A 19,981-nucleotide genomic window follows, 5' to 3' on the forward strand; every position below is an offset into this window, starting at 1 on the left:
TGCGCCCCCGCGGCGATGAGCAAAATTGCGTTCCGGGACGCGACCAAGGCGTACCCTGGCGCCCCCCGCCCGGTGGTCGACGGGGTGACGTTCGATGTTCCCGAGGGCGCCGTGTGCATGATCGTGGGGACCTCCGGCGCCGGCAAGACCACGCTTCTCCGGATGGTCAACCGCCTCGTCGAGGCGTCCTCCGGCGCTATCCTGATCGACGGGCGCGACGTGCTCGAGGAAGATCCGATCGCGCTGCGGCGCCGCATCGGCTACGTCATCCAGCAGGCCGGGCTCTTTCCCCACATGACCGCGGCGGAGAACGTTCGCGTGACCGGCGAAGTCGCGGGGTGGGCGAAGGACCGCATGATCCGGCGGGCCGACGAGCTGCTCACGCTGGTGGGGCTCGATCCGGCGGAGTACCGGTCGCGGTACCCGCGCCAGCTGTCCGGCGGGGAGCAGCAGCGCGTGGGGCTGGCCCGCGCGCTGGCGACGGATCCGGGGATCCTCCTGATGGACGAGCCGTTCGGCGCGCTGGACGCGATCACGCGGAGCCGGATGCAGGCCGAGCTGCTTCGGATCCAGCAGGGGGTGCGCAAGACCATCCTGTTTGTGACCCACGACGTCGACGAGGCGTTCCGGCTCGGCTCCCTGATCGCCATCATGTCGGAGGGCCGGCTCGTCCAGGCCGGCACGCCCGTCGAGCTGCTGACGCGGCCCGCCGACGACTTCGTCCGGCGGCTCATCGGCGCCGACACGATCCTCCGCCAGCTCGAATACCTTCCGGTTTCCGCGGCCCTTGAACCGGTCCCGGGCGGCGATCGGCGGCCGGCGGCGCCGCTCGGGCCGGACGCCACGTTGCTCGAGGCACTGCTCGTCTTGCTCGAGACCGGAGCGCCCGCGCTGGCGGTGGTCGCCAACGGGACGCAGGAGCCGCTCGGGTACGCCACGCTGGCGGGCATTGGGCACGAAATCAACCGACTGAGGGCGGGGGGCGGCTGACCCGCGCGCCGTGCGCTTCCTCCTGAATCCGTCGAGCTACGCCCTCGGCGATCCGTCGAGCCTGCCGAACCTCCTGCTTCAGCACCTGGTGATCGTTGGGATCAGCATGGGGATCTCGGTCCTGATCGCGCTGCCGCTCGGCGTGCTGGTCGCCCGCTCCAGCCGCCTGTACTACCCGGTGGTCGGACTCGCCGGTCTCCTGTACACGATCCCGGGGTTGGCGCTCCTCGCGCTGCTGGTGCCTGCCACCGGGCTCGGCACCACGACGATCGTGATCCCGCTCGTGCTCTACGCGCAGCTGGTCCTGATTCGGAACACCGCGGCGGCGATTCAGGCCGTCGATCCGCTCCTGCTCGACGTCGGGCTGGCGATGGGCATGAACCGGCGGCAGCTGCTCGCCCGTGTCGTGACGCCGCTGGCGCTGCCCATCGTGCTGGCAGGCGTCCGGGTGGCCACGGTGACGACGATCGGCATCGCCTCCCTCGCGTCGCTGGTCGGCGCAGGGGGATTGGGCGACCTGATCTTCGGCAGCATCCAGAACGCCAACTACGACGAGGTGCTGGCCGGGGGCATCGTGATCGCCCTGCTGGCGGTGGCCGCGGATTTCCTCCTCCTCGCGGTTGAGACGGCCGCGGGCCGCTGGCGGGAGGCCGGGTCGTACCGATGACGGCGGCGCTGCTCCGGTTCGTGACCAATCCCAGCAACGACTACGCGGGGCACAGCGCGCAGTACCTCACGTTGTGCGCCGCCTCGTTCGTCGCGGCGACCGTGATCGGCGCGGTGCTCGGGGCGGTGATCGTGCGGCGGCCGGTCCTGGCCTTTCTCGCCGTCAACCTGAGCGGGCTCATGCGCGCGGTCCCGATCATCGCGTTCCTGGCCCTGGCGATTCCGTACCTCGGCCTGGGCTTCACCCCGGCGTTCGTGGCCCTGACCGTCCTAGGGGTCCCCCCGGTGCTGTTGAATACATTCGCCGGTCTTCGCGGCGTCGATCCCGCCGTCGTCGACGCGGCCCGCGGGATGGGGATGACCGGCCGGCAGATTGCCCTGCGCATTCAGGCGCCGCTGGTGCTCCCCGTGGTCGCCTCGGGGGCCCGAACGGCCGCCGTCCAGATCATCGCCACGGCCACACTCGCCGCCATCATCGGCGCGGGCGGGTACGGGGATTACATTCTGTCGGGACTCTACCAGGTCGACATCACGCAGATTCTGGCCGGCACGGTGCCGGTGTCGGTCCTGGCGATCCTCGCCGAGGTCGGACTCGGGGCGGCGCAGCGGGGGCTGACGCCGCGGGGACTGCGAACGTGGTCGCTCCAGCGTGGAATGCCATGATATCGGGAGGAGGATGTGCGTCATGTTGAAGCGTGGCGGTTCGTTCCGAGGTCAGATCCTGGCCCTGGTGATGGTCGGGGCGATGATGAGCGCGGTGGTGCCGGGCATCAGCCCGGGGGTCGCGGCCGCCCCCGGCAAGGGACACCTGACCGTGGGCGGCAAGCTCGACACCGAGGCCCAGCTGTTGACCAAACTGTACGTCCTCGTGCTCCGCAAGGCCGGATTCGACGTCACGGAAAAGTCCAAGCTCGGGACCAACGATATCGTCTTCAACGCGATTACGAGCGGCCAGATCGACCTGTACCCCGAGTTCACCGCGACCGGCCTGGCCCGCTTGAAGCTTCAGACGACCCACGACGACCAGCAGGACTACGCCCTCGTCAAGGCCGGCTACGAGAAGCAGTTTCACATTACCTGGCTCGCGATGTCCCCGCTCAACGACACGTACGGGATCTGCACCACGTCGGCCGGGGCCGGCCGGCTGGGGACCAAGGTGTCGCAGCTGGCGCAGGCGGCCCCCAAGCTCACCGTCGCGTCGCCGCCGGACGGCACCAGCGATCCGAACGTGCTTCCGGGGATGAAGGCGGCGTACGGGTTCACCTTCGGGAAGGTCATCGTCCTCGATGAGGCGCTGACGTTTCCCGCCGTCCAGCAGCGGAAGGCCGACGTGAACGTCTGCTACACGACGAGCGCCCTCATCGCGAAAGATCACTTCGTCCTGCTCGAGGACGACCGCCACCTGTTCCCCATCTATCACCCGGCGCCGATCGTCCGCGATGCGACGCTGGCGAAAGCGCCGTCCATCGCCGCGGCCCTCAATCGCCTGGCGCCCAAGCTGACGACGCAGGTCAGCCAGCAGCTCCAACTGCGGGTCGTGAACGGCGCCTCCGTCACGGACGCCGCGACGACCTGGCTCAAGAGCGCCGGCATGCTCTAATGCGGCTCGCCGGCAAGATCTGCATCATCACCGGCGCCGGATCGGGCATCGGGCGCGCGACCGCGCTGCTGTTTGCCCGCGAGGGCGCCGCCGTGACGGTGGCCGACGTCGACGCGCGGGCCGGCGCGCGCGTCGACGCGGAGATCGGGGCCGCCGGGGGCCGGGCCTTCGCGGCCCCGACCGACGTCACGGACCCGTCCGCGTGTGAGCGCACGGCGGCGCTCACGCTCGAGCGGTGGGCGCGCATCGACGTCCTGTTCAACAACGCGGGGATCGCCGGCGTCGGCACGGTCCACGAGACGCCGCTCGACCTCTGGGACCGCGTCATGGACGTGAACGTACGCGGCGTGTTCCTGATGAGCCGCGCGGTCGTGCCGGCGATGATGGCGCAGCGGGCCGGGTCGATCATCAATATGTCGTCCGCGATCGCGGAGACGGGGCTGGCCCGCCGCGCATCGTACGCCGCGTCCAAGGGCGCCGTGCTGGCCCTGACGCGCTCGATGCAGGTCGATTACGCGCCCTACAACATCCGGGTGAACGCGCTCCTGCCGGGGACGATCCTCACGCCGTTCGTGGAGCGCTACCTCCGCGAATCGTACCCGAGCTACGAGCAGGGGCTCGAGAACGTTCGCGCCCGGCAGCTCTCCGGCGACCTCGGCAGGCCGGACGACGTGGCCGCGGCGGCCCTGTTCCTGGCGAGCGACGAATCGCGGTTCGCGATGGGCTCGGGGCTCGTCATCGACGGGGGGCTGACGGGCTGCCGGTGACTCGCGCGCATCGCCCCGCTCCCCCGGCGGCCCCGGGCCGGCGCTGACGACGCCGACGTCGCGCCTCGAAGCGTTCAGCGACGGCGTCTTCGCGATCGCGATGACGCTGCTCGTGCTCGATCTCAAGGTGCCGCCGGCGGGCACCGGCGGGCCGCCGCTGTGGTCCGCGCTGCTCCGGGCGTGGCCCTCGTACCTGGCGTTCGTCACCAGCTTCGCGACCGTCGGGATCATGTGGATCAACCATCATCTCAATTTCACACTGATCCGGCGTACCGATCATACGCTCCTCGTGCTGAACGGCATCCTGCTGCTCGGCGTGACGTTCCTGCCGTTTCCCACCGCGCTGGCCGCCGCCTACGTCGGCCACGGCGAGCGGGTCGCGGCCGCCGTCTACACCGGGACGTTTCTCTTCATCGCCGCCGTCTGGAACGTATTGTGGCGCTATGCCAGCGGACGGTCCGGGCTGCTCGCGCCGGACGCCGACCCGCGGCTCGTGGCGGCGATCACCCGCGCCTACAACGCGGGCCTCCTCGCGTATGTCGTCGCGTTTGGCGTCGGATTCGTCCGGCCGCTCGCGAGTCTCGTGCTGGTCGGCCTCCTCGCCGTCTATTTCGCGCTGCCGACCCAGTATCATCGCTGGCTCGGCCCGCTGTAGCGTCAGACTGCCGGGCAGCATGAATCGGCGCGCGCGGCCGCGAAGCCACGCATCAGAGCGTACGTCCGCGCGGGTCTCGCCGAGGCGGATCGCCGGTTCACCGGGGGTGCCCCGAATGCCCAAGTACCGGTTACAGGACATGTCGTGGATGGAGGCCGAGGAGGCGTTCCGCCGGTCGGACACCGTGCTCATGCCGGTCGGCACGCTCCACGGACACGGCCCGACGCCGATCGGCATCGACGCGATCTCCGTCGAGGCGATCGCCGAGCGGGTCGGCCGGCAGACGGGGATGCTCACGCTCCCGCTGCTGCCCTACGGCGAGAACGACAAGATGCGCGACTACCCCGGGTCGCTCGCGATCAGCCAGAGCACCATGGAAGCGTTTTGCACCGACATCTGCCGCAGCCTTCACCGCAACGGCGCGCGGAAGGTCATCATGCTGAACGGCCACGGCGGCAACCGCGAGCCGTTGACCCGCGCCGGGCGAAACGTGCGCGACCTCGGCATGCTCGTCGCGATCGTCGAATGGTGGAACATCACGAAGCGCCTGCAACCCGACCTCTGCGCCGACGGCACCCACATCGTCGAGCTCGCGGTTGCCCTGGCGGCCGGCGGGCCCGAGATCGCGGATCTTCGCGGCGGCGGATACAAGGGGGAATGGGGCACGCAGCCGCCGCTGCGGAAGATGTTCGGGGACGCGATCAAGCCGCTCGGCTTCAACAACTTCGAATTTGGCGGCGCGCCGCTCATCATTCCCGTGGACGCCTGGGACGTCGACATCGCGAGCGCGCCCGAGGTCGACCCGCGCCAGGTCGAAGCGCTCCGGCGGCGGGGCGAGCAGATCCTCGACCGCGCCGCCGAATACGTGATCGCGTTCGCCGCGGAGTTCCAGAAAGTCGACGTCGCCCGCTCACTCGGCCGGTAAGGCGCGCCGGCGCGGCTCGCGGCTTCGCGCGCGCGGGCGGGCGATACGGCGGTCTTACGCGGGGAGAATCTTGACGGCCTTCAGCACGTGCGCCGCCGCGGCGGTGCGGGTGCCGACGCCCAGCTTCGCAAACACGTGCTGCAGGTGCTTGATGACCGTGTAGGCGCTCATGCCCAGGATCGTCGCGATCTCCGCGTTGGTCTTCCCCTGAACGACCCAGGTCATCACGTCCGCCTCCCGGCGCGTGAGTCCCAAAGGCAGGAACGCATGAGGCGAGAGAACGCTTGTCTGCTCCTCAAGGAGCAGCAGGCGTTCGTCCGCTCCGCCGACCAGTCGAACCACGAGGTTGTGTCCGGCGCGCCCGATCACCAGCGGCGCGCGGGCCGGCCCCGGGGCCGGTTCACCCGCCTCGGCGGCCTGTAGTTTGACCCAGCGCTCCAGGGCGTCGGGCAGGCGGTCCCCGCGCCGCGGCGGACCGCCGCAATAGGCGGCCAGCAGCCCCACCGCCCCCGCGTTGACCAGCCGGACACGACCCTCGCGCGTCAGCGCGACAAGACCGTGCGGCAGCCCGTCGAGGGCCCGGCGGGTGACCATCTGCTCCTCGCGCATGCGGGCGATCACGTCGGCGTTCCGGTACGCTTCGACGAGGTGGGGGCGGAGCAGATTGAGGAGCCGTGCTTCCCGGTCGGAGAAGTCCCGTAGGCGCCGCCCCAGGGCGATCCCCACCACAAGCGGGGGCCGGGCGGGCAGCGTGACGGCCGCCTGGTACTCGAGACGCAACGGCCGGAAGAATTCATTGTAGAGCGCGAGACGGTGAAACCGGCGCTGGGGAAGGAAGTCTGAGATCCGCGCAGCGCGGCCGTCGCCCGTTTCGCGATGGCGGGAAATGAGCGGGTGGTCTCCCATGTGCCGGAGAAAGGCAGGTTCGTATTCGGCGGGCACGGCAGGCGCCGACACATAGTCGTTCCGGCGCGCCTGCGGGTTGGCCTCGTTGTAGGAGATCGAGTCGGCGGGGACGACCCGGGGGAGCGCCGAGAGGATGTATGTCCGAAGCCCCGAACGATCGCGGAACGCGTACAGGCCCTGAAGGAACGACGACACCGCCTTGAATTCCCGCAGGCGCAGTCCTTCCATCTCCGCACCGCCCCGCTTGCCGTCTGGCCCGACTATACCAGATTCTTGGTACGCACGAGCACACGTTCGCGGAGGAATAGCCGGCGGTCGGCGGAATTTTGGCTCATCATGACGTGAAGCCCGCGCACCGCGTGTTTATCGAATCGCAACACGATTTGAACACAATGGCCGCATCACCCGCGAGGCGGGGGAAACGAAAGCGTCTGCGATGGGCGCAGAAAAAGGGGGCGACGGACCGTGGACACCAGGCAACTCGGCTTGACCTCTGGGAAGTGGGTAGTGGCGAACTGCGGGAAGTTCCCGAGCGAGAAGAACTGCCAGTTGGTGATCATGGCGCCGCAGAGTCAACGCCAGGACTTGATCGAGGCGGCGAGCGTGCACGCGGTCAAGAGCCACGGACACGACGACACGCCGGACTTGCGCCGGGAACTGGATCAGTTCCTCGACGTGGTCGACATCTGACACAGCGCGGCATTAGCCACGGCTCGACCATACCGAATCGGGGGTGACGGCGATGGGATACAGCGTGGAAGGGCGCTTGCTGGAAGCCTGCTCGTGCGGGGGGCCGTGTCCGTGCTGGGTGGGGGACGATCCGGACGGCGGGGCCTGTGATGGGTTGGTCTGCTATCACTACGACAAGGGCGAGATCAACGGCGTGAGCGTGGCGGGTCTTACGATGGCACTGCTCGCGCACATCCCCGGCAACATCCTGAAGGGCAACTGGCGGGTGGCTGTACACGTGGATAGCAAGGCCACGCCTCAGCAGAAGGAAGCGATCCTCGCGGCCCACACCGGCAAGCTGGGCGGGCCGATGGGGGACCTGGCCCCGCTGATCGGCGAGGTGGTCGGCATCTACGATGCGCCGATCGACTTCAACGTGGTGGAAGGCAAGGGCACCATCCGGATCGGCGACGTCGTCTCTGCGGAGATGCAGCCGTACACCGATTCGCAGGGCCGGCCGACCAAGCTTGTGGACAGTATCTTCAGCACGATCCCGGGCTCCCCGGCCTACCTCGGCAAGGCGATGTCGTACCGGGTGAATCTGCCCGCGCACAACATGCGGTGGGAGTTCAACGGGCGCAACGCGGTGCTGGGGATGTTCCGGTTTGAGGCGTAAGGCGGCGCGTCCGCCCGGCGGCGGCCGGCGGGCGGCCGCCCGGGTCCACGGGGTGGGGCCGTGATCGGCGCCGTCCGCACGCCGGAGGACGTCCGCTGGTACCGGCTGGCGGTGGGGACGCTTATCGTCGTCGCCTGGGCCGTGCTGGCGGCCTGGGGAGCGTCGCCGTTTGCGGGCCTGCTCGACCACCGGGAGATCGGGGAGGGCACGCTCTCCGGCTCCCGGCTGGTCGTGTTTGTGGCGGGCTGGACGCTCATGGTGATCGCGATGATGCTGCCCGGCAGCCTGCCCTTGATCAATCTCTTCGCGCGTCTCGTCGCCGCCCGCGCCGATCGGGCGCGCCTCCTGGCACGGTTGCTCCTTGGCTACCTAGGGGTGTGGGCGGTCTTCGGCACAGCGGCGTTCCGGGGCGACGCGTACCTGCACGCGATGGCGGCGCGCCTGCCGCAGCTCGGCGAGGCGGCGCCGTGGATCGGGGTCGCCGTGCTGCTCGCGGCCGGCGTCTACCAGGCGACGCCGCTCAAGGACAAGTGCCTCACGAAGTGCCGGTCGCCGTACACGTTTCTCGCGGAGCACTGGCGGGGCCGGGACGCGGCGGCCGAGGCGCTCCGGCTCGGCGTCCGGCACGGACTCTTCTGCATCGGGTGCTGCTGGATGTTGATGCTGCTGATGTTCGCGATCGGCGGGGTCAACCTCGGGTGGATGCTCGCGCTCGGCGCGGTGATGGCGGCGGAGCGGTCGTTCCGCTGGGGCCGGTACCTCACGGTGCCGGTCGGGCTGGCGCTGATGCTCGCCGCTGTCTGCCTGGTATACCGCGTGCCTCTTGTGATGAGAGTGTTCGGGGGATCGTAGCGGCTCTTCCGGCGGCCCCGATCAGGCCGTCTTCGTCGTCTGCTTGCCGATAAACCGCGTCCAGTATCGCCGGACGTCGTGGCCGCCGGCGCGCTGCAGCGCGCGCGCAATCTCGGCGCCTCCGCGATCTTCCAGCCGGACGGCCACCATCGTCTCACCGGACCGAATCCGATCGTTGTACCAGTACGCATCCTCGTGAGGAAGGCCTTCCGCGTCGGGTCCGGACCGCGGCTCGGGCGTGTCGAACAGCCACCCGGCCCACCCCTTGATGTTGCGGGTCGCCGCGGTCTGCGTTCGCACCCGGTAGTCGTCTTCACTCACCCCGAAGTGTCGGAGGACGCCGGCCGCCCGTTCGGCGGCCGCCGCGTCGGGAAAGAGGCCGAGCACGTACTCCACGTTGGTACCCTCCATCTCCGGCGTTCGCGTGCCATCATTTAATTTTCCCCACCGCGTCGGCGGATGTTCACTGCCGGCGGCCGGGGAAACCGCGCCGGCCCGTCGAACCCTCGGGCATCCTCGCGATAGGGAGGGGTACCCTGACCAACGAGGGGCCATGGACGCACGCTTCCTGACGTACGTCCTCGTTGCGGCGGTTCTCATTGTGACGCCGGGACCGGATATGGCCCTGGTCGCGCGCAACGCGGTGCGGGGCGGCTATCCCGCGGCCCGCGCCACGGCCTTTGGAGTCGGCGCCGGCATTTTTCTGTGGGGATGCGGCACGGCCGCCGGCCTCGCCCAGGCACTCGCGGCCTCGGCCGCCGTGTTCTCCGCGCTCAAGCTCGCCGGCGCGCTCTTCCTCGTTGCGCTCGGCGTCCGAAGCCTGCTGCGCGCCCGACGAGCGGCCGACGCGGCGGCCCTGGAGCGCCCCGCCGTCCCCCTCCGAGGCCGGCCCGCATTTGTCCAGGGGCTGATCGGCAACCTGCTCAATCCGAAGGCGGGCGCGATCTTCGTGGCCGTCGTGCCGCAGTTCGTCGAGCCCGGCGATCCTGCGACCCGGCTTGCGGCCATGACGGCGGCGTTCGTCGTCATGGTGACGGTCTGGCTCAATGTCTACGGGTTTGCGATTGCGCGCGCGTTCGCGCGCTTCGGGACCGGCATGCGCCGCCTGCTCGATGGAATCGCCGGCGCCGTCATGATCGGCCTCGGCGTACGGCTCGCCGTCGCGCGCCGGTAGCGCGTGGCGCTACGCCCGAAGGGCCGCCGGCGGCACCGTCCCCAATTCGTCGAAGAACCGCACGTAGGCGCGGGTGCCCCGGTCGAAGGTGCGCAGACGGAGAAACTCGTTCGGTGCGTGGACCAGATTGTCGGGCTCCCCGAAGGCGAAGAAGACCAGCCACGTCCCGAGCTCCCGCTTGACGAGATCCGCGACGGGGAGCGTGCCGCCGAGGCGCACCTGCACCGGATCCCTGCCGTAGGCCGCCCGCAGCGCCCGGGCCGCGGCCGCGAGTCCGGGATGCCCGGCGGGCATGAGGTACGGCCGCGCCTTGCCCGGCGACCGCGTCACCGTCACCGTGACGCCCGCCGGCGCGTGGCGGCGAACGTGCTGCTCCACCGCGTCGGCGATCTGGTCCGGGTCCTGATCGGGGACGAGCCGGCACGTGAGCTTCGCGTGGGCCTCGTTCGGCAGCACGGTCTTGCTGCCGTCGCCTTGAAAGCCGCCCCAGATGCCGTTGGCCTCGAGCGTCGGCCGGATCCACGTGCGCTCGAGCGGCGTATAGTCCGGCTCTCCAACCAGCTCGGCAACCCCCAGCGCTTCGCGGAGCGCGGCTTCGTCGAACGGGACCCGGGCCAGCTCGCGCCGTTCCGCCGCGGTCAGCGTGCAAACGGCGTCGTAGAAGTCCTTCACCGCGACCCGTCCGTCCGCGTCGTGCATTCCGGCGAGCAACGCGGCGAGCGCGTGCAGGGGGTTGGCGACCGCGCCGCCGTACGTGCCGGAGTGCAGGTCGGTGCGGGCGCCGCGCAGATCGATCTGAAGCCCGGCGAGTCCACGGTTCCCGAGCGTCAGGCACGGGGTGTCGACGTCCCACTGACCGCCGTCCGCGCTCACGGTGACGTCCGCGGCCAGGAGGTCGCGGTGGTCGTGGAGGAACGGCGCGAGGTTCGGGCTGCCGATTTCCTCCTCGCCCTCGAAGAGAAACTTTAGGTTGACCGCGGGGGATCCGGCCGCGTCGCGGATCGCCTCGAGCGCGGCGAGCGGAATGAACAGACTTCCCTTGTCGTCGCTCGCGCCCCGGGCGACCAGGCGGCCGTCGCGAAGGGCCGGCTCGAACGGCGGCGTGTCCCAGAGCGCGACGGGATCCACCGGCTGCACGTCGTAATGCCCATACAGCAGGATCGTGGGCAATCCGGCGCGCACCGGCCACGCGCCGTAGACGACCGGGTTCCCGCGTGTCGGCATGATCCGGACGTCGGGTACGCCGGCCGCGCGAACACGCTCCGCGAGCCACTCCGCGGCCGCGGTGATGTCCGGGCGGTGCGCCGGCAGCGCGCTCACGCTCGCGATTCGGAGGAATGCCTGCAGCTCGGCGAGGTGCCGGTCCCGGTGCGCCCCAAGATAGGCGTCCGCCGCCGCGTTATCCATCAGCGTCACTCCTTTGCGCCGGCGCGCCGTCCCCGGACCGCGACGCGCCGCCGTCGAGGTGCACGGTGAGCCAGCCGAGCAGGTGCCGCATTTCCTCCAGACGGTGGCGGGGTTGGCCGGCGGACGACATGCCGTGGCTCTCTCCAGGGAACCGGACGAAGAGCACCGGCGTGCCCTGCCGCTTGAGCGCGACGAAGAGCTGCTCGGCCTGTTCGATCGAACAGCGCAGGTCGTTCTCGCCGTGCAGAATCAGCAGCGGCGTCTTGATCTGACGCACGTACGTGATGGGCGAGCGCGCCAGGTAGAAGTCCGGTGACTCCCACGGCGCCCCGGGCCATTCCCAGCGGGCGCCGTGATAGGCGATGTCCCCGGTACCCCAGTGATTGTAGCGGTTGCAGGTGCTGCGAAGCGTTACCGCGGCCCGGAACCGCGGGGTGTGGCCCACGATCCAATTCGTCATGTAGCCGCCGTAACTGCCGCCGGCGACGCCGAGCCGCTCGGGATCGATCCACTCGTGGATCGCGAGCGCGCGGTCCAGTGCGCCCATCAGGTCCTGGTAATCGCCGCCGCCCCAATCGTGGTGCGTCGCGGCGAGAAACTTCTGCCCGTAGCCGTGACTTCCGCGGGGGTTCGTGAAGACGACGCCGTACCCCGCCGCGCACAGCAGCTGGAATTGATTCGAGAACGTGTGCCCGTACGCGCTGTGCGGGCCGCCGTGAATCTCGAGCACGGCCGGGAGGCGACGCCCCGTGCCGGCGTGCGCCGGTTTCATAACCCACCCGTCGACGACATCGCCCGAGGGCGTCTTGTACTCGAACCGCTCGGGCCGCGAGAGATCCAGGGTTTCGACCAGCGGGGTGTTCCACGCGGACAATCGGCGGAATGTCGCGGGGCCGCCGGGGCCCAGTTCCGCGACGGCGATCTCGCCCGGCGTGAGGGGATCGCACTCGACGCACGCGGCGCGGCGGGCGGCGCGGTCGAGTGCACACCCGACCAGATCGTGGTCTCCCCGCGTCTCGAGCCGGATCGTTCCGTCCGGCACCGCGACGGAGGCGACCTGGCCGGTGCCCCGTTCCGTCGTCAGGAAATAGAGCCGGGTCCCGTCGGGGGCCCAGGTGAGCCCTCCGGAGCCCGGCTGCGAGCGCACGTCGCCCGACATGTGACGGCCGATGCTGCCCTCATAGCCGCGCGTCACACAGGCCGGTTCGCCGCCGCCTGCCGGGACCACCCAAATCTGCGGAAGCGTGGCGCCGCCGAACTCGTTGTCGTGGCCGATGTAGGCAACCTGCGTGCCGTCGGGCGACCACGCCGGGCTCTCGGCCGGTCCGACCGTCCGGGTGAGACGGCGGGGCACCGCGGTTCCGTCCGTCGCCGGCACGATCCACACGTCGGCGGCTTCGACGAGGTCCGCGTCGGGCGACGCGTTGCCGGTATACGCGAGGAACACGCCGTCCGGCGACCACGCCGGCGTGAGGTGGTCGTAGTCGCCCTGCGTCACCTGCCGGACCGCGCCGCCCGAGGCCGGAGCGATGAAGACCTGTCTCCAACGGCCGTCCCAGAACCCTTCGCCGTCCTGTTTGTAGTGGAGGCGGGAAATCACCCGGACGTCACTGGGTTCGCGCCGTCCCGTCCCGGACGGAGGGTCCGCCGGCTCGGGTTTTCCCACAAACGCGACCCACTTGCTGTCCGGCGACCACGCGAGGTCGGCGGGCGACAACGATCCCGAGGTCAGAGGCCGGGCTTCGCCCCCGTCCACCGGGATGACCCAGATCTGCTTCGTCCCGCCGCGGTCCGACACGAACGCGATGCGGCTGCCGTCGGGGGACCAGCGCGGGCCGGCGTCCCGGCTTCGCGCGGTGGTGAGCCGGCGGGGTGCCGGAGGGATCGTGGCGCCCGCGGTCGAGGAAGCGGCCACGAGCCACAACTGCGTCTCGTAACCGTTGGTGGTCTCGTCGGCGACGGTGAGGGGACAGACCACCCAACTGCCGTCGGGCGAGAGGTCCGGCGCCCCCGCCACCTTCCAGCGCAGCATGTCCTCGACGGCGAACCGGCGCCTGCCGGCGTTGGATCGGCTGGGGGCCGCGGCCAAAGACTCCTCCCCTCCCGGGCCGCGTCGCGGCGGCCCGCGGAGATGAGGATACCTTCAACGCAGGCGGCCCGGGCGCCCTGCCCGGCCGGCTATACGCCGGCCGGGTGCGCGGTGAACCGGAAGTTCAGCGTCGCCTGATTCTCCGTCTTGAGCATCATGATCGCCGGCGGGTCGAACCCGAAGTCGGTCATCTGCACTTTCGTCTCCACGGTGCCCGTCAACGCGTTGCCGGCCAACCGCACCGTTCCCGTGAAGACGGCCGGTTTCGTGACGCCATGGACGGAGAGATTTCCATGAATCCGCACCGGGATATCCTGGCCGGCGACGGACGTCTTGGGGAGGCCTTCGATGGACGTCGGCGTGAACGTGGCCGCGGGATACGTATCGGACTCCAGCCAGTGGCGCCGGATCGCCGCGTCGCGGCGCGCGCTGTCCGAGGTCAGCTGGTTGATGTTGACAGTGATCGCGCCGAGGCGGCTCTGGTCCGGATGGACGCGATCGACGTAGATGTCGCCTTGGATTCCGTGCGTGACGCCGACCGCGAGATGGAACCGGTTGTTTTCGAAGAACGTCTCGCCGACCCGATACGACGCCTCGGACGCCTGCGGATCGATCACGAAGCGCGCGGTGCCGGCCGGCGCGGCGGCCGTCGCCGCGAGCGTCCGCGCAACCGGCACGGCCCGCCCCGAGAACTGCGACACCGCGGCGGCCGCGATCAGCACCAAGGTCCCGGCGACGACGGCAAATCTCTGTTGCTTCATCCTCTGGTCCTCCCGGCGGGTGTGGTGGCCACCCAGCGCACAAAGATCGTGCGCGGATGTCCGGGCGTTCGCGCGCCCTCGACGTCGAGTGTCTTGAACAACGCTCCGGAGGCGGCGGATCGTTCCCGGGCGGTCCGGTTGTGAAAGAACATTCACAACATCGAGCCTATCGGGGCTCACATACTAATGCGTCGTCTGCTGGAAACAGGCGGCATCGTACTGCGATACCGCGGTCGTGCTGTTCGAGTGGTCGGCCGATGCCGTGCCCGGGTTGCCGGCATAGTTGTTGCCGGCCGTTCCGGCCGAGTTGTACGGCGAGCCCGCGGCCGCCCCCGAGTTGCCGGGCGTCTGCGTGTATTGCTGACAGGTCGTGTTGGGCGCGCCGGGCTGTCCGGGTCCGTTGGGGCTTGGGGTTGCTCCCGCGGCAAGCGCTCCCACCAGAAGAAGCGCGAACGCAAGGCCGGCCGCAACGAGTCTGTCTCGCATAAGTGGATGCCTCCTTCGGCGGCATCGATCGGTGCCGCTTCAGGACGGCTATTTACCCGCACCGGCCGGCCGTGCGGGGGCTCCGCAGGAATTGTTACGGACGTTTTACATGTCGGGCGCGCCCAAGCTTGTGTTGCCGCACCCAGTCGATCTGCGCGGTGTGATGCCGGCCGTGCCAGGCATACGAGGCGACCGCGCGCCAGAGCGGGACCACCTCGCGGCTTTCCGGGTGGTAGAATGCCCGCTCGAACGCGTCGCCGGAAAGCGACCGCAGGAGATAGCCCCATCGCGCGTGCAGGCCGTCGAAGATCTGCAGCGAGGCCTCGACCCCGGCGCCCCGCGCATCGGCGAGGAGCGACCACCGGCTCTCGTCATACGGCTTGATCGTCGGCCGGTCCTCGGTGAGGGCGAGCTTGCAGCGGGCGTAGGCGTTGAGATGGCTGTCCGCCAGGTGATGCACGATCTGCCGGATCGTCCAGTTTCGGTAGGCCGTATTGAGTTGCCCGTCGGTAAGGCCGGACACCGCGTCGCGCAGGCGCGCCGGGGCGCGCTCGATCTCCCGGATCCAGGTGTCGCGCCGCCGGTCGTCGTGGCCCTCGTCCGCGACGAACGGACCGGCGGGATACTTCGGCGGCTCCGCCGCGCTGCGTGCGGTCACGTCGCGTCTCCTCGTGCGAGGCGTGTCGGACGGCGGCGGGCCTGCCGCCCGTTCCCCGCCGCATACGCCTAAAGAGGAGATAATTCCTCTATTGAGGAAATCCTGCCCGTGCTCCCATCCGCACCCGGCGTGAACATGCTCGATCTCGGCGGCCGGATCCGCGCCGAGCGCCTTCGGCGCGGGTTGTCTCTCGAGGACCTCGCCGGCCGGTCTACTGTGAGCCGGAGCATGCTGTCGGGCGTCGAGCGCGGAGAGAAGGTTCCCACCGTGCTTGTCCTCGACCGCATCGCGACCGGTCTCGGCACCAGCATCGCGCGGCTGCTTGGCGAGCAGCGCTCCGGCGCCGTGGCGGTGTTGCGCCGGGACGAGCAGGCCGTGGCGCGTGACCCAGGCGGTTTGGAGCGGCGCATTCTCTCGCCGGTGCTCCCGGGCCTGGAATTCGAATTCATGCGCACCACGATCGGACCGCGCGTCGATGCGGGGGAGTTCCTGCCGCACGCGCCGGGATCGCGCGAATATCTCGCCATCGAACGCGGCGCCCTGGTGCTGACCCTCGACGGTACGCCGTACGCTCTTCGAACGGGCGACAGCATCTGCTACGCCGGGGACTGCGTCCACGGATTCGTGAATCCCGGGGCGATCCCGTGCGTCTACTATCTGGCGATGGACGTGACCGGCGGCGCGCGGCGTGCGCATCGCGTCGCGCGCGCGCGCAATCGGAGACACTACCGTGGGCGACGGTAACGGCTCCGGCTCCCTCGCGATGGACGCCGAGGACTTCCGGCGGCTGGGCCACCGAGCGGTCGACCTCGTCGCCTCCTACCTATCGGACATCGGCGAGCGCCCTGTGTTTCACCCGATGGCGGTCGAGGAACGGCTGGCGCTGCTCGAGCAGCCGTTGCCCGAAGACGGCCTGTCCCCGGAGGCGGCGCTCGCCCGGTTCGAGCGCATGGTGCTCCCGCATCCGATGGGTAACGGGCACCCCCGGTTCTTCGGGTGGGTCAACGCGCCGCCGGCGCCGATCGCCGTTGTCGCCGAGCTGCTGGCCGCGGCGATGAACCCGAGCTGTGCGGGCGGCGACCACGCCGCGATCTACCTCGAGCGCTGCACGGTTCGGTGGCTGGCGGAACTGCTCGGGTATCCGGCCGAGGGCGGCATGGGGCTGCTCGTCAGCGGCGGGTCCACGGCGACGCTCACGTGCCTGGCCGCCGCGCGCCACAAGGCGGTGTCCGCCGCCGGCGGCGACGTGCGTGCCGCGGGGCTGCCGCCGCACGCGCGGTTTGTGCTGTACCTGTCCGAGGAAGGCCACAGCTGTCTTCGCAAGTCGGCCGAACTCCTGGGGCTCGGCACGAGCGCCCTTCGGATCGTCCCGGTGGACGCGGAGTGGCGTCTGGATGTCGCCCCCCTGCGGGAGGCGATCGTCGCCGACCGCGCGGCCGGGCGCGTGCCGTTCTGCGTCTGCGCGAGCGCGGGGACCGTCGCCACCGGCGCCATCGATCAACTGGCGGCCATCGCGGACGTGTGCGCCCGTGAGCGTCTCTGGTTTCACGTCGACGGCGCGTACGGCGCCCCCGGCGTCCTGGATCCGGCCGTGGCCGCCCGGTACGCCGGGATGGCGCGGGCCGATTCCCTCGCGATCGATCCCCATAAGTGGCTCTCCGTACCGGTGGAATGCGGGTGCGCGCTGGTGCGGGACGGACGATTGCTGCGGGAGGCGTTCAGTTTGATCCCCTCCTACCTGCAGACCGAGGAGGGGAGAGGCTTCGGAGGACTGCCCTGGTATGCGGAATACGGTTTCCAGCAGACGCGAGGGTTCCGGGCGCTCAAGGTGTGGATGACACTCCAGCATCTGGGACGCCGCGGCCTCGCCGCGCACGTGGCCCGGCACAACGCGCTGGCACAGTCTCTCGCCGCCCGGGTCGACGCCGCGCCGGATCTCGAACTGACGGCCCCTGTCACCCTGTCGATTGTCTGCTTTCGGTACGTGCCGCCGGGCTGGCCGGCCGGCGACCCGCGGCTCGACGATCTCAACAAGGCGATCATGCAGGAGGTTCAGGCCGGCGGGGAGGCGTTTCTCACCAATGCCGTGCTTCGGGGCCGTTTCACGCTGCGCGCGTGCGTCCTCCATTATGGGACGGGCGAAGCGGACCTCGACGCGCTGATCGATGTGGTGAGGCGGACGGGCCGCCGTCTCGCCGCCGGGGACGGAACCCCGTAGGGATGTTCCCGGCGCGGTGGATGGTGGCGGTCGGGATCAGAAGGCCGCCTGTGCGCGGCGCTCCACGAGCAGGATCGAGGTAACGACCTGTACGGCCTCCCCGCCCTGGTTCACGGTGGTGAGCCGTACTTTGACGACCCCGTGGTCCGGTCGGGACATCGACGGCCGCATGGCGATGACTTCGCCTTCCACCAGCAGCACGTCCCCCGGGCGGACCGGTTTCAACCATCGCAGCTCTTCGACGCCCACGCCGAGGATGCCGTTGGCCAGCCGCAGTTCCCCCGTGACGGCCAGCCGCATCGTGATCGCCGTGGTGTGCCATCCGCTCGCCGCCAGTCCGTGAAAGAGGGTGTGTTCGGCGGCGCGCTCGTCGAGATGGAACGGCTGGGGGTCGTATTCCTGCGCGAACGCCTTGATCCGTGCCGCGTCCACGGCGTAGGTGCCCGACCGGAAGCGCTGCCCGATCGAGAGGTCTTCGAAGTAGTGGGGACGGCGGCCGTTCATCGGTGATGGTGGGTGCATCGGCGTCAGCCTCCGGGGAATTGAGCGCCGGGCATATGACGTGACCTTCCGCGGCACATCCGCCGGACCCTTTTGGCGGACCGCACCGGAGCGAGGTCTCGTCGGTGGGCGCCGCCGGTCCTCGCCTCATGAGCGCCCCCGTGCGCTCGGCCCGTCGCGGCGGAGCAGGAGGACGAAGAGCGCCACGAGGAGCGCGTTCCGGCAGTTGAGCACGACGATCGCCCAGAGCGCGAAGGACGAGACCTGCCGGATCGCGAGATATTCGAGCGCGGTCGCCGCACAAGCGATCACGAAGAGCCGGCGCGCCGCCGGTCCGGCCGGCCCGCCGATGGCCGGGATGAACGGAACGAGCCAGACGAGGTACTGGGGCGACAGGACCTTTCCGGGCACGATGAACGCCAGGACAGCCGCGGCCGCCCACCGCAGGGGTTCCTGCATGCCCGATCGCCGGAACTGCCAGACGACCCCGCCGAGCATGGCGATCTGCGCCGGAATCGCGAGGGCCGCCGCCGTTCCGGCACCGGGAGCCACGAGATCCACAGCTGTGTGGCTGTAGCGCCACCCCAACGGGACCCCGACGACCTTGTCCGCCAGCATCAGCGCGCCGGCCCACGTCGTTTCGATCTCCAAACCGCGCCCCAGGTGGAAGGCGACGGAGGCGGCACCGCCCAGCGCATACCACGCGCCCCCGCCGGCCAGCATCGCCAGGGCGAACGCTGCGAGGCCGCGGCAGCGCGTGGAGCGCACGGCGGCGAGTTCGGCCGCGGCGGCCGGCGCCGCCAGCACGGCCGGGAAGATCTTCAGCAGCGCGCCGGCGGCGGTCAGCAGCCCGCCCAGGACGGGCCGGCCGCCGAACCAGTTCAGCGTGGCCGCCAGGGCCACGGCGGCCGGTGCCAGATCGTACCGGCTCCCGATGACCGGGTAGAGCGCGGCAAAAGACGCGGTGTACCATGCGAGTCGCGCCGGCACTTTCTCGCGGCCCTCGCGCGCGGCCGTGTACCACGCAACGAGGTGGACGGCCAGCGCATCGAAGAGCAGCATCTCCGCGGCAAACCACAGGACGTACGCGTCGAGCCGGTGCGTGACGAGGCGCGGGATCACGAAGAGCGGGACGGCGAGCGGCGGATACTCGATCGCAAAGTCACGGTATGGTACGGCGCCCGCGAGCGTCCGGGACGCGTAGTCGAAAAAGATGCGGTCGTCGTGCAGCGCCGCCGCACCGAGTTGCCCGAACAGGCCCACCCCGAGCAGCGGCAGAAGCAGGACGGCGGCGTGGACGGCGACGGCCAGGATGATCCAGCCGGTGATCGCGCGAGGTCCGCTCAGGCGCGTTCGGGTCGCTCCGCGGCGACGCGGACGAAGGTCGCCAGGATCCGAGCGGCCGCGGCCCACGTCCCGCGCGCGGTGCCGGAGACCTTGGAGACGCCGCCGGCGCGGCGGCGGTGGGCGACGGGAACCTCGAGGATCCGCAGGCCGGCACGGGCCGCGCGCATCTGCATCTCCAGATTCCAGCCGTAGGTCTCCTCCCGCATGCCGAGCCGATCGAGCGCGTCCCGGCGAATGGCGCGGAACGGGCACATGTCCGTGAACCGCGTTCCGTAGAGGCCGCGCACCAGCGCGCCGGCGAGACGGCCGGCGGCAAGCTGTGCCCACGTCATACTGCCGCGTTCGCGCCGCCCGAGGACGCGGGAGCCGACCACAAAGTCGCACCGGTCCTCGAGGATCGGCCGCACCAAGAGATCCATCAACTCGGGACAATCGCTGCCGTCCCCGTCCAGGAACACGACGATGTCGCAGGCGGCGTCGGCGGCACGGACGCCGGCACGGCATGCCCGCCCATAGCCGCGGCAAGGTTCGTGCACGACACGCGCCCCGGCGCCGCGGGCCCGGGCGGACGTGGCGTCGACGCTGCCGTTGTCGACGACGATGACCTCGCGCGCAAGGTCCGGCGGCACGGCGG

23 protein-coding genes are annotated in these 19,981 nt (G+C 70.3%); 13 read left to right on the top strand and 10 right to left on the bottom strand.

Going from position 1 to position 19,981, the window contains the following annotated elements; genetic code table 11:
- Positions 1-15: 15 nt before the first annotated feature.
- The 7 genes from VGZ23_16630 (at position 16) to VGZ23_16660 (ending at position 5,603) form a co-directional block, all read left to right on the top strand.
- Complete coding sequence (locus VGZ23_16630) at positions 16-990, top strand: ABC transporter ATP-binding protein (GenBank protein ID HEV2359218.1); 975 nt, start codon at positions 16-18, stop codon at positions 988-990.
- A gap of 10 nt (positions 991-1,000) precedes the next feature.
- A complete protein-coding gene (locus VGZ23_16635) occupies positions 1,001-1,657 on the top strand; it encodes an ABC transporter permease (GenBank protein HEV2359219.1) in 657 nt (218 codons plus the stop codon).
- On the top strand, positions 1,654-2,319 hold the full coding sequence (locus VGZ23_16640; protein ID HEV2359220.1) for an ABC transporter permease: 666 nt from the start codon (positions 1,654-1,656) through the stop codon (positions 2,317-2,319). The genes VGZ23_16635 and VGZ23_16640 overlap by 4 nt, the downstream gene beginning before the upstream one ends.
- A 22-nt stretch (positions 2,320-2,341) precedes the next feature.
- Positions 2,342-3,256 (top strand): glycine betaine ABC transporter substrate-binding protein, encoded by a 915-nt coding sequence (locus tag VGZ23_16645; GenBank protein HEV2359221.1) that lies wholly within the window; start codon positions 2,342-2,344, stop codon positions 3,254-3,256.
- On the top strand, positions 3,256-4,023 hold the full coding sequence (locus VGZ23_16650) for a glucose 1-dehydrogenase (GenBank protein ID HEV2359222.1): 768 nt from the start codon (positions 3,256-3,258) through the stop codon (positions 4,021-4,023). Before VGZ23_16645 ends, VGZ23_16650 begins: the two co-directional genes overlap by 1 nt.
- A 43-nt stretch (positions 4,024-4,066) precedes the next feature.
- Positions 4,067-4,678, top strand: a complete 612-nt coding sequence (locus VGZ23_16655; protein HEV2359223.1) for a TMEM175 family protein — start codon at positions 4,067-4,069, stop codon at positions 4,676-4,678.
- A gap of 115 nt (positions 4,679-4,793) precedes the next feature.
- Positions 4,794-5,603 carry a creatininase family protein gene (locus tag VGZ23_16660; protein ID HEV2359224.1) on the top strand — a complete coding sequence of 270 codons (810 nt, stop codon included), beginning with the start codon at positions 4,794-4,796 and terminating at the stop codon, positions 5,601-5,603.
- Positions 5,604-5,657: 54 nt separating this feature from the next.
- Here VGZ23_16660 and VGZ23_16665 read toward each other — a convergent pair whose 3' ends face one another.
- Positions 5,658-6,737, bottom strand: coding sequence for a helix-turn-helix transcriptional regulator (locus VGZ23_16665; protein ID HEV2359225.1), 1,080 nt, complete (start codon positions 6,735-6,737; stop codon positions 5,658-5,660).
- Between the two features lie 237 nt (positions 6,738-6,974).
- Here VGZ23_16665 and VGZ23_16670 point away from each other — a divergent pair, with 237 nt between their 5' ends.
- From VGZ23_16670 to VGZ23_16680, 3 genes are read left to right on the top strand one after another with little or no spacing between them, the layout of a single operon-like run.
- Positions 6,975-7,199: a DUF1059 domain-containing protein gene (locus VGZ23_16670; GenBank protein ID HEV2359226.1), complete on the top strand. Its 225-nt coding sequence runs from the start codon at positions 6,975-6,977 to the stop codon at positions 7,197-7,199.
- A gap of 52 nt (positions 7,200-7,251) precedes the next feature.
- Positions 7,252-7,854: a DUF1326 domain-containing protein gene (locus VGZ23_16675; protein ID HEV2359227.1), complete on the top strand. Its 603-nt coding sequence runs from the start codon at positions 7,252-7,254 to the stop codon at positions 7,852-7,854.
- A 60-nt stretch (positions 7,855-7,914) separates the two neighbouring features.
- Positions 7,915-8,706 carry a DUF2182 domain-containing protein gene (locus VGZ23_16680; protein ID HEV2359228.1) on the top strand — a complete coding sequence of 264 codons (792 nt, stop codon included), beginning with the start codon at positions 7,915-7,917 and terminating at the stop codon, positions 8,704-8,706.
- A gap of 21 nt (positions 8,707-8,727) precedes the next feature.
- Here VGZ23_16680 and VGZ23_16685 read toward each other — a convergent pair whose 3' ends face one another.
- Positions 8,728-9,102 (bottom strand): hypothetical protein, encoded by a 375-nt coding sequence (locus VGZ23_16685; protein ID HEV2359229.1) that lies wholly within the window; start codon positions 9,100-9,102, stop codon positions 8,728-8,730.
- A gap of 157 nt (positions 9,103-9,259) precedes the next feature.
- Between VGZ23_16685 and VGZ23_16690 the strand changes: the two genes are divergently transcribed.
- Positions 9,260-9,880: a LysE family translocator gene (locus tag VGZ23_16690; GenBank protein HEV2359230.1), complete on the top strand. Its 621-nt coding sequence runs from the start codon at positions 9,260-9,262 to the stop codon at positions 9,878-9,880.
- 9 nt (positions 9,881-9,889) lie between these two features.
- Here the strand turns inward: VGZ23_16690 and VGZ23_16695 are convergent, their stop codons facing one another.
- From VGZ23_16695 to VGZ23_16715, 5 genes are all read right to left on the bottom strand, one after another.
- Entirely contained in the window at positions 9,890-11,287 is a 1,398-nt protein-coding gene (locus tag VGZ23_16695; protein HEV2359231.1) for a dipeptidase, read from the bottom strand.
- On the bottom strand, positions 11,280-13,376 hold the full coding sequence (locus VGZ23_16700) for a S9 family peptidase (GenBank protein HEV2359232.1): 2,097 nt from the start codon (positions 13,374-13,376) through the stop codon (positions 11,280-11,282). Before VGZ23_16700 ends, VGZ23_16695 begins: the two co-directional genes overlap by 8 nt.
- A gap of 89 nt (positions 13,377-13,465) precedes the next feature.
- A complete protein-coding gene (locus VGZ23_16705; GenBank protein HEV2359233.1) occupies positions 13,466-14,137 on the bottom strand; it encodes a YceI family protein in 672 nt (223 codons plus the stop codon).
- A 183-nt stretch (positions 14,138-14,320) separates the two neighbouring features.
- Positions 14,321-14,623: a hypothetical protein gene (locus tag VGZ23_16710; GenBank protein HEV2359234.1), complete on the bottom strand. Its 303-nt coding sequence runs from the start codon at positions 14,621-14,623 to the stop codon at positions 14,321-14,323.
- A 94-nt stretch (positions 14,624-14,717) separates the two neighbouring features.
- Entirely contained in the window at positions 14,718-15,281 is a 564-nt protein-coding gene (locus VGZ23_16715) for a putative metal-dependent hydrolase (protein HEV2359235.1), read from the bottom strand.
- 108 nt (positions 15,282-15,389) lie between these two features.
- Here VGZ23_16715 and VGZ23_16720 point away from each other — a divergent pair, with 108 nt between their 5' ends.
- Together VGZ23_16720 and VGZ23_16725 are read left to right on the top strand one after the other, a co-directional pair.
- A complete protein-coding gene (locus tag VGZ23_16720; GenBank protein ID HEV2359236.1) occupies positions 15,390-16,025 on the top strand; it encodes an XRE family transcriptional regulator in 636 nt (211 codons plus the stop codon).
- On the top strand, positions 16,012-17,499 hold the full coding sequence (locus tag VGZ23_16725) for a pyridoxal-dependent decarboxylase (GenBank protein ID HEV2359237.1): 1,488 nt from the start codon (positions 16,012-16,014) through the stop codon (positions 17,497-17,499). The genes VGZ23_16720 and VGZ23_16725 overlap by 14 nt, the downstream gene beginning before the upstream one ends.
- A 36-nt stretch (positions 17,500-17,535) precedes the next feature.
- Here the strand turns inward: VGZ23_16725 and VGZ23_16730 are convergent, their stop codons facing one another.
- From VGZ23_16730 to VGZ23_16740, 3 genes are all read right to left on the bottom strand, one after another.
- On the bottom strand, positions 17,536-18,021 hold the full coding sequence (locus tag VGZ23_16730; protein HEV2359238.1) for a MaoC family dehydratase: 486 nt from the start codon (positions 18,019-18,021) through the stop codon (positions 17,536-17,538).
- A gap of 126 nt (positions 18,022-18,147) precedes the next feature.
- The gene (locus tag VGZ23_16735; protein HEV2359239.1) at positions 18,148-19,413 is read right to left on the bottom strand and encodes a glycosyltransferase 87 family protein; all 1,266 of its coding nucleotides are present in this window, start codon (positions 19,411-19,413) and stop codon (positions 18,148-18,150) included.
- Positions 19,344-19,981, bottom strand: a 638-nt coding sequence (locus VGZ23_16740; GenBank protein ID HEV2359240.1) for a glycosyltransferase family 2 protein, incomplete at its 5' end; no start/stop codon positions are given. The genes VGZ23_16735 and VGZ23_16740, both read right to left, overlap by 70 nt.

The organism is bacterium, from assembly GCA_035945995.1.
GTDB lineage: Bacteria > Sysuimicrobiota > Sysuimicrobiia > Sysuimicrobiales > Segetimicrobiaceae > DASSJF01.

Coding starts and splice junctions, on each gene's coding strand:
- VGZ23_16630 (HEV2359218.1), top strand. CDS start 16: ATGAGCAAAATTGCGTTCCGGGACGCGACCAAGGCGTACCCTGGCGCC.
- VGZ23_16640 (HEV2359220.1), top strand. CDS start 1,654: ATGACGGCGGCGCTGCTCCGGTTCGTGACCAATCCCAGCAACGACTAC.
- VGZ23_16645 (HEV2359221.1), top strand. CDS start 2,342: ATGTTGAAGCGTGGCGGTTCGTTCCGAGGTCAGATCCTGGCCCTGGTG.
- VGZ23_16650 (HEV2359222.1), top strand. CDS start 3,256: ATGCGGCTCGCCGGCAAGATCTGCATCATCACCGGCGCCGGATCGGGC.
- VGZ23_16660 (HEV2359224.1), top strand. CDS start 4,794: ATGCCCAAGTACCGGTTACAGGACATGTCGTGGATGGAGGCCGAGGAG.
- VGZ23_16665 (HEV2359225.1), bottom strand. CDS start 6,737: ATGGAAGGACTGCGCCTGCGGGAATTCAAGGCGGTGTCGTCGTTCCTT.
- VGZ23_16675 (HEV2359227.1), top strand. CDS start 7,252: ATGGGATACAGCGTGGAAGGGCGCTTGCTGGAAGCCTGCTCGTGCGGG.
- VGZ23_16690 (HEV2359230.1), top strand. CDS start 9,260: ATGGACGCACGCTTCCTGACGTACGTCCTCGTTGCGGCGGTTCTCATT.
- VGZ23_16695 (HEV2359231.1), bottom strand. CDS start 11,287: ATGGATAACGCGGCGGCGGACGCCTATCTTGGGGCGCACCGGGACCGG.
- VGZ23_16705 (HEV2359233.1), bottom strand. CDS start 14,137: ATGAAGCAACAGAGATTTGCCGTCGTCGCCGGGACCTTGGTGCTGATC.
- VGZ23_16710 (HEV2359234.1), bottom strand. CDS start 14,623: ATGCGAGACAGACTCGTTGCGGCCGGCCTTGCGTTCGCGCTTCTTCTG.
- VGZ23_16730 (HEV2359238.1), bottom strand. CDS start 18,021: ATGCACCCACCATCACCGATGAACGGCCGCCGTCCCCACTACTTCGAA.